Source organism: bacterium, from assembly GCA_019912885.1.
In the GTDB taxonomy this organism is placed as follows: domain Bacteria; phylum Lernaellota; class Lernaellaia; order JACKCT01; family JACKCT01; genus JAIOHV01.
The window spans coordinates 34189-41661 of record JAIOHV010000184.1; the positions used below are offsets into that span (position 1 = coordinate 34189).

Annotated in this window: 8 protein-coding genes and 1 tRNA gene; 3 read left to right on the forward strand and 6 right to left on the reverse strand. The window is 62.5% G+C overall.

The window, feature by feature from the left end:
• The first annotated feature begins 19 nt into the window (after positions 1–19).
• A tRNA-Ser gene (locus K8I61_16165) sits at positions 20–109 on the forward strand.
• 127 nt (positions 110–236) lie between these two features.
• Here the strand turns inward: K8I61_16165 and K8I61_16170 are convergent.
• The 4 genes from K8I61_16170 to K8I61_16185 all read right to left on the reverse strand — a co-directional run bounded on the left by K8I61_16170 (position 237) and on the right by K8I61_16185 (position 2980).
• Complete coding sequence (locus K8I61_16170) at positions 237–908, reverse strand: hypothetical protein (protein ID MBZ0273574.1); 672 nt, start codon at positions 906–908, stop codon at positions 237–239.
• A 290-nt stretch (positions 909–1198) separates the two neighbouring features.
• A complete protein-coding gene (locus K8I61_16175) occupies positions 1199–1705 on the reverse strand; it encodes a MogA/MoaB family molybdenum cofactor biosynthesis protein (protein MBZ0273575.1) in 507 nt (168 codons plus the stop codon).
• A gap of 160 nt (positions 1706–1865) precedes the next feature.
• Positions 1866–2663: an exodeoxyribonuclease III gene (gene xth, locus K8I61_16180; protein ID MBZ0273576.1), complete on the reverse strand. Its 798-nt coding sequence runs from the start codon at positions 2661–2663 to the stop codon at positions 1866–1868.
• Complete coding sequence (locus K8I61_16185; GenBank protein ID MBZ0273577.1) at positions 2663–2980, reverse strand: hypothetical protein; 318 nt, start codon at positions 2978–2980, stop codon at positions 2663–2665. The genes xth and K8I61_16185 overlap by 1 nt, the downstream gene beginning before the upstream one ends.
• 98 nt (positions 2981–3078) lie before the next feature.
• Here K8I61_16185 and K8I61_16190 point away from each other — a divergent pair, with 98 nt between their 5' ends.
• On the forward strand, positions 3079–4035 hold the full coding sequence (locus tag K8I61_16190; GenBank protein MBZ0273578.1) for an aldo/keto reductase: 957 nt from the start codon (positions 3079–3081) through the stop codon (positions 4033–4035).
• 112 nt (positions 4036–4147) lie between these two features.
• On the opposite strand, the gene K8I61_16195 is transcribed toward K8I61_16190, so the two are convergent.
• Together K8I61_16195 and K8I61_16200 are read right to left on the reverse strand one after the other, a co-directional pair.
• Complete coding sequence (locus K8I61_16195) at positions 4148–4429, reverse strand: cupin domain-containing protein (protein ID MBZ0273579.1); 282 nt, start codon at positions 4427–4429, stop codon at positions 4148–4150.
• Entirely contained in the window at positions 4426–6717 is a 2292-nt protein-coding gene (locus tag K8I61_16200; protein ID MBZ0273580.1) for a hypothetical protein, read from the reverse strand. Before K8I61_16200 ends, K8I61_16195 begins: the two co-directional genes overlap by 4 nt.
• Positions 6718–6960: 243 nt before the next feature.
• Between K8I61_16200 and K8I61_16205 the strand changes: the two genes are divergently transcribed.
• Positions 6961–7473, forward strand: a 513-nt coding sequence (locus K8I61_16205; protein ID MBZ0273581.1) for a hypothetical protein, incomplete at its 3' end; no start/stop codon positions are given.

Sequence of the window (7473 nt, forward strand, 5' to 3'; positions counted from 1 at the left end):
CCCAGGGATAAACGTGTTTGGAGAGATGACCGAGCGGCCGAAGGTGCACGACTGGAAATCGTGTGTGCGGTGTTGAGCCGTACCGAGGGTTCGAATCCCTCTCTCTCCGTTTCTGAACATCGCAGGAATAGACCGGAAGGCTGAAAGGCTGAAAGTCCGAAAGGTCGTCGCATAAATCCGCGGCTCCTTGCGATGACCTTCCAGCCTTTCAGACTCCCCGTCTTTCAGCCTTTTTTTTACGGCTTCGGCAGCTTCAGGTCGATGCGGCCTTCCTCGACCTTGAGATCCCAGAGGTAGCGGCCCTTGTTCGCCGTGAAGACGGCCGCCGTCGGGTCCGGGCGCGATATCGGTTGATCGGTCGAAACCGCACCCTTCGTGGTGACGGCGGCCGAAATCGCGATTTTCGTCTTGCGTTCGAGGGATAGCGAAACGTCGCCCTTGTCGAGCTTGATCAGCCCCATCCCCGCGGTGACGCCCGCAAGCGAAACCGTGACGCGTCCCTCGTCGCCGACGATCTTCACCGGCTTTTGTTCGCCGCGATAATCCTCGAGCGCGACGGCGCCCTCATCGAGACGGATGTCCACGCCGCCCTCGTGCTGCGCCAGGGCAAGCGCGCCGCCGTCGATCTCGCCGCGCACGTCGCCCGTAAGGCCGCGCGCGGACAGGCGGCCGGAGTCGATGCGCAACTCGAGGGTCGCGTCCTTTGGCACGCGAATCTCCACGCGCACGTCCCACTTCGACGTGGAAAGATCGCGCACGGAAATCTTCGCGCCCTCCGCTGTTGGCGACAAGGATGCGGCCGGCTTGCCGCCCTTCGTCTCGCCGCGCTTACGCGCCAGCGAACGCACGCGCACCTCGGCCGCGTCGCCCGCGACCACTTCCACGTCGCCCGCGACGTCGATCGTCACCAAGGGGCGCGGACTGACGGCGATGGTGTCGGACTGGACCCAGGGGGTTTCGCTTGCGGATGCTAGCGAAACAGGAAACAGGAAACAGGAAATAGAAAATAGTGGAATCGCAAATCGCAAAAGAGGATGGAGTATAGAGGATAGAGGATTGAGTCCCAATGCGTTTGCGTGGGTTCGCCGTTGCTCATGGCGCGAAATCCGCGGCCCGTTTCGTCGTCGGCGCATTCGCGTCTCCGCGTGAAGACGCCGGTGTGTTCCATTCCCCATTCCAAATTTCCCATTCGACATTGTCATTTGTCCACGCACGCCGGTGCGTTGTCGTGCCGATCGGTTTCCCCGCGCAGGTGGCGAACGGCGTGCGGGAGCACCGTTTCGATCACCTCCAGGCATTCGGTCGCGCCCTTTTTGCTGCCCGGCAGGTTGACGATGAGCGTCCGGCCGCGCACGGCGGACACACCACGCGAGAGGATCGCCGCGGGCACCTTCGCGAACGTCGTCATGCGCATCGCCTCGGCAAATCCGGGGGCTTCGCGATCGGCCACGGCCATCGTCGCCTCGGGCGTCACGTCGCGCGGGGCCAGGCCTGTACCCCCCGTGGTGAGGATGAGTCCGACATCTTCGTTGTCGGCCAGGCGCCGCAATTCGGACTCGATGCGCGAGATGTCGTCCGGGATGATGCCGTGGTACGCGCACGTCCAGCCGGAGGCGTTCATGATCTCGCGCAGCGCGGGACCGGAAGTGTCCTCCCGCTCGCCGATGGAGCCTTTGTCGCTGATGGTCAAAACGGCGTAACGCATGGAGCCTCCGAACGAATCGCGGGTTTCGTCCGCAGATTACGCGGATTTCGCGGATAGAAAAGGAGAGGATCGAGGATCGAGGATTGAGGATTGAGTCGGGCACGCGCACATCCCGGAATTGCGACGACCTTTCAGCCTTCCCGTCTCCCAGCCTTCCAGCCTACTTGAAGATTCCCGGTACGACGGCCACGCTGATCGGGCAGTGGTCCGAACCCTTGTCGTGTGCATGAATTTCGGCGCGTTTTACGAACTCCATCGCGGCGGGCGACGCGAGGATGTAGTCGATGCGCCAGCCGATATTCTTCTCGCGCACGCCGAATCGTTGGCTCCACCACGTGTAGTGCCCGCCGTTTTTCTCGAACGCGCGGAACGTGTCGATCCAGCCGCCTTCGAGCCAGCGGCCAAACTCCGCGCGCTCCTCCGGGCGAAAGCCGCTGTTTTTCACGTTGTCCTTTGGGCGCGCGATGTCGATCTCCTCGTGCGCCGTGTTGAAATCGCCCATGACGAGGATTCGACCGCCAGCGCGCCGCTCGGGTTCAAGCACATCGAACAGCCTGCGCGAAAAATCGAGCTTGTACGGAATGCGCGAAAGATCGCGGTCCTTGCCGTTGCCGTTCGGGACGTACACGTTGACGATAAGCAGCTTGCCGAAACGCGCCATCTGCACGCGGCCTTCGGCGTCGAACCGCGTCTCGCCGATCGAGGTGACGATCTCGTCCGGCGCGCGGCGCGACATCAGCCCGACGCCGCTATAGCCCGCGCGCTGGGCCGGGTAGAAGTGCGTGCGATAGCCGTCGAAAGAAAGGACCGCTTCGGGAATTCTGTCGGCGCCGGCGCGCACCTCTTGCATCGCGACGATGTCGCCTCGGGTGCGTTCCATCCACTCGCAAAAGCCCTTCGAGACGCACGCCCGCATGCCGTTCACGTTCCAGGAATAGATGCGGGGATATTTTGCCATCAGCCGTGCAGGTCCCGCTCGAGGATAACGCGAAGCGTGGTGCCTTCCCCGGCGTCGTGGTCGACGGATACGGACGCGCCGTCCTTATTCGCGAGGCGTTCGCATTCGGCGGCGGAGACGAAAACGTGCACCTTGCCCGGCACGTAATCGATCGCCAGCGGCGCGTCGCCGCCGCGGTCCGCGGTGAAGGTCAGGCGATCCGCCTCGCGCGGGCCGAAGCAGACCATGCCGTCCACGCGAATGCCGGCCGCAAGCACCTCGGCCTCTTTCGGCGACAAACGCAGCCGGATCGAGTTGTATTCGGCGCGCAGTTTCATGCGATCCCTCCGTGACGCGCGGCACACCGCCGCGCCAAGAGTCGTTTATACTCGCGGGCCTGTTGCGCCTTCAACCCCGGATTCTTTAAGGAGACGACATGCGCACGCGCAAGCTTGGCGATTCGGGCATCGAATTGACGGAAATCGGATTTGGCGCCTGGGCGATCGGCGGCGGTAACTGGGAGTTCACGTGGGGCGAGCAGGACGACGCGGCATCGATCGCGGCGATCCACAAGGCGCTGGATTCGGGAATCAACTGGATCGACACGGCCGCGGTGTACGGCCTCGGGCATTCGGAAACGATCGTCGGCCGCGCGGTGCGCGAGCGCGGCGACAACCCCTTCGTGGCGACCAAATGCGCGCTGCAGTGGGATGAGAATCGCAAGGTTCGTGGCGGCATGAAATACGACTCGGTGAAACGCGAATGCGAGGCGAGCCTTTCGCGCCTGGGATTCGAGCGCATCGACCTCTACCAGATTCATTGGCCGGACCCGGACGAGGACATCGAGGAGGGATGGCGCGCCGTGTGCGACCTGGTGAAGGAGGGAAAGGTGCGTTTCGGGGGTGTGTCGAACTTCAACGTCGCGCAGATGAGCCGCGTCGCGCGGATCGGCAAAATCGCGAGCCTGCAACCGCCCTACAGCATGCTCGCCCCCGGCGTGCAGGACGAGATATTGCCGTATTGCGGTGAGAACGGCATGGGCGTCGTGGCGTATTCGCCGCTCGCGTGCGGCGTACTGACCGAAAGTTTTTCGCGCGAGAAGGTGGAGAGTCTGGACCCGACAGACTGGCGGCGCACGAAAAACGTCAACTACGGTGAAAGGCTCGAACAGAACCTGACGATGGTGGACGAACTGCGCGCGCTCGCGCGCGAGACCGGCGTGACGGTGCAGGCCATCGCCGTCGCGTGGGTGCTGCGTCGCCCGGAGGTGACAAGCGCCATCGTCGGATTCCGTAGTCCGGAGCAGGTCAGCGAGACGCTCGCGCACCTGCCGGAGGATGTCGGCGAGGAGGTGGTACGTCGCGCGGAGGAGATTCGGAACAACTACAGGTAGGCTGAAAGACTGAAAGACTGGAAGACTGGAAGACTGGAAGGCTGGAAGGTCATCGCAAGTAACCCGTCTTGGGATGGAGCGAATTCGAGCCGGAAGCCGCTCGCCGGTGGCCTTACTCCCCCGGCACGTTGAACCTGTAGACCTTCCGCACCGGCTTGATGACGGTCCACACGCAGCGCAAACCTTTCGTGAACGTGACGATATCGCCCGCGCCGAACGAGACCTCCCCGGCGCCGGTCTTCACGCGGACCTCGCCCTCCAACACGTAGCAGGTTTCCTTGTCGCGGTATTCCCAATCGAACGTGCTGGGTTTGCAGGTCCAAGTCGCCCAATCGGAAACGCCCAGGCGCTCGAGGTCGTCGTCGGTCGCTTTTCGGATCTTGATTTCGCTCATTCCGTGACCATTTCCGGCGGCACGATCCGGTCGGCCGGCCATGCCGTGTGCCATATGCCTCCGTACCCGGCCCACGAGGCGTGCAGCATCCCGTCCGGCGCGATCGCAAGCGAGATATATCCCGAAAGCCCGTCTCCGCGATCGATGAGGCGCCGCGTCCATGATCCCGAGGCGTTCGTCACGTAGTTGATCTCCCGCGTCGGCCAGTGAAACGCCGCGATGTGCGCCATGCCTCGATCGTCGAGAACGAAGTCGCCCCATTCGCGTAGATCACTGACCGGCTCGCTGACCCATGTTCCGCTTGCGTCGTTCGCGTAAACCAGTTTCTGGACGTCGTTCTCGTAGAGCACGTGAACGTGATCGTTCGCGTCGATGCGTAGGGTGCACCACCAGGAATAGGTGTCCGCCACGGTTTCGGATTGCCAGTGTCCGCGTTGCAACCAGGCGTGTGACAATACGCCATAGGGGTACGATTCATGACAGATATGCGGATTTCCGCTTTGATCGACGTCGATGGCGCCGGGACCCAACGGCGCCGCATCCAAAAACACGGGGAACAAATCGAGGCCGCCGCGGGCGCTTCCGGCGGCGTATCTCAGATCAATACGTTGGTATTCGCGGCCGCGCGCGTAAGCAATATGAGGCGTTCCGCCCGGTCCGACCGCAATGGCGGTTTGATCTCCACGTTCCTCGTCCCGGTGTACGACCCAATCGCCGGTGCGGTCGGTGGCGTAAGCCAGCTTGATTTCGCCTGCGGCAACGCATTCTCCGAAACTGATATGTTCGGCGCCGTCTGGTCCGATGGCCAGATCCGGGTCCACGATTCCGCACGGACTTTCCACGACGACGTCTCGCTCCCAACCGGACAGCTCCTCCGCGTTTTCCGACGCCGAATATATGCGGATGTATTCGGCCGACCACGCGGGCGTCGCCTGGAGAAATCCCTCGAACGCGACTCGCGGATCGCCCGAAGGAGTGACGGCGATGCCGCTTTCGAGCGCCGTTGTCGGCGACGGCTGGATGAGTGTGGCTTCACCAAAGCCCCAGTGCGCGACGTCACTTTGCCATAATTGCTCATAGGACGAATAAACGACGCGAGCTTGTTTTTCGCTGTCCACGACGACGTTTGGCCAGACTGTGCCGAGAGCCGGATGAATTCTGCTAGCGTCCCACGGACGGAAGAAGGGGTCGCCCTCGCCGTCATCCGTTTGCCAGATCATTTCAAGATCGCTGTAATAGTTCGAATACACGATGGACGCGCGATCCTCCGACAGAAACGCCATCGAAATGAACGGAGCGTGATCGGCGTCCTGGATCGTGTATCGCGCCCAAATGCCGCGACCGTCGCGTCGCGCGAAGTGAACCTGGGAACTCAGAATACTCTCGCCACCGTTTTCGCCGAGATACGCGACGCCGGGTTGGTCGTGCGAGTTTATGGCGATGGCGACGGCGGAAAGTTTTTCGCGCGTATCGACCGTCTCCACGTTCCATTCGCCGAGGAAATTCGTCGCGTAACGCAACGTGTAAAGTTCGTCGGCGCCGTACATATACGCGAGATGGAGGGCGCCGACCGAATCGAAGGTCAACGCGGGAGCGGGCCACAGATCGCCGGCGTAGGACTCGATGACCTCGTAAGTCCATTCGACGTTTTCGAGCGTATAGACGCGCACCTCATCGCCCGCGGTGCAGGCGGCGTGCGTTCGGTTGGTCTGAACGATCGCGGAGCAACGATCCGCGCCGGAAATGGTTGAAATCGACCAGACCCCGTCTTTCCGAACCGCAAATCCGGCCTGACGGCGGAGCGGATCGTGGTAGACCAGGCGCGGAGCGTCGTCGAGATATCCAATCGCCAGATGGGGATATTCGGCCATGCCCACCACGCGTTCGTAAGGGCGCTCGTCGTCGGGATAGAACAGATAGAGCGTGCGGCCGTGAATCGCGGCGACGACCAGGCGATCTTCGGAGTCGACAACGGCCGACGTGCCCCAATAACCGATCGCGCCGCCCGCGACGAGGTCGAAGGTCAACAGATCGGCGCTCAGCGGGGCGTCGTCGAACCAGAGAACCTCCGCGTCCGAGGGTTCGTCGTCATCGTAGATTTCACCATTATCTTCATCTTCGGACGGTTCCTCGTCGTCATTGAACGTCCGCGGAACCACATCATCGTTGTCGGACACGGAGCGCATCGGTTCGTTTTCGGCGCATGAACAACCCGTCAACATCGGGAGAAGCGTCAGCGCCGCGATGATCGACAGGATCGGTAGATGCCGCCGTTGTACGATTCGCATTCCAGACTCCAGCGCGGGTCACGAATTTGACGATATTGTATGTTTTTCATCGTTCAAATGACCAGAAAAATCGATGAAGCGCGACAGATCCCGCGCGCCGCCAGTCGGGGCCGGGCCGGAGGACGAGGGGAAAAAAGCGCTCGCACAAGACGGCCGGCGACATTGTGGCCAAATTGCGGCAATGATATGATCCCGTCGCCCAAAAAATCGGTGCTTTGCATCTTTATGTGAGGGTTGGGGGAAATGTTCCGGAAAAACCGTGCGCTGGCGATTGTCGCTTTGCTCGTGGCGGCGTTTGTGGCCCTTGGCTCGTCGTGCGGCGGCGGCGGCGAGGAAGGCTCGTCGGACGAACCGGGCCGCAATGACGGCGGCGACGACGACGACGACGCGCCTGATCCGGATACGGACGACGACGCGGATTCCGACGACGACGCCGACGACGACACCGAATTCGACGACGACACGGGTGACGACGACACCGGTGACGACGATACGGACGGCTCGACGACCACCACGACAACGATTCCCGGCACGACCACGACCACGGGTGGCGGCACCACAACCTCAACCTCCGGTACGACGACGACAACCGGCGGCAGCACGACGACCACGCTTCCGGGCACCACGACAACAACCGGCGGATCAACGACGACGACCACGCTTCCGGGCACCACGACGACAACGGGCGGGAGCACGACGACCACGCTTCCGGGCACCACAACGACAACGGGCGGGAGCACGACGACCACGCTTCCC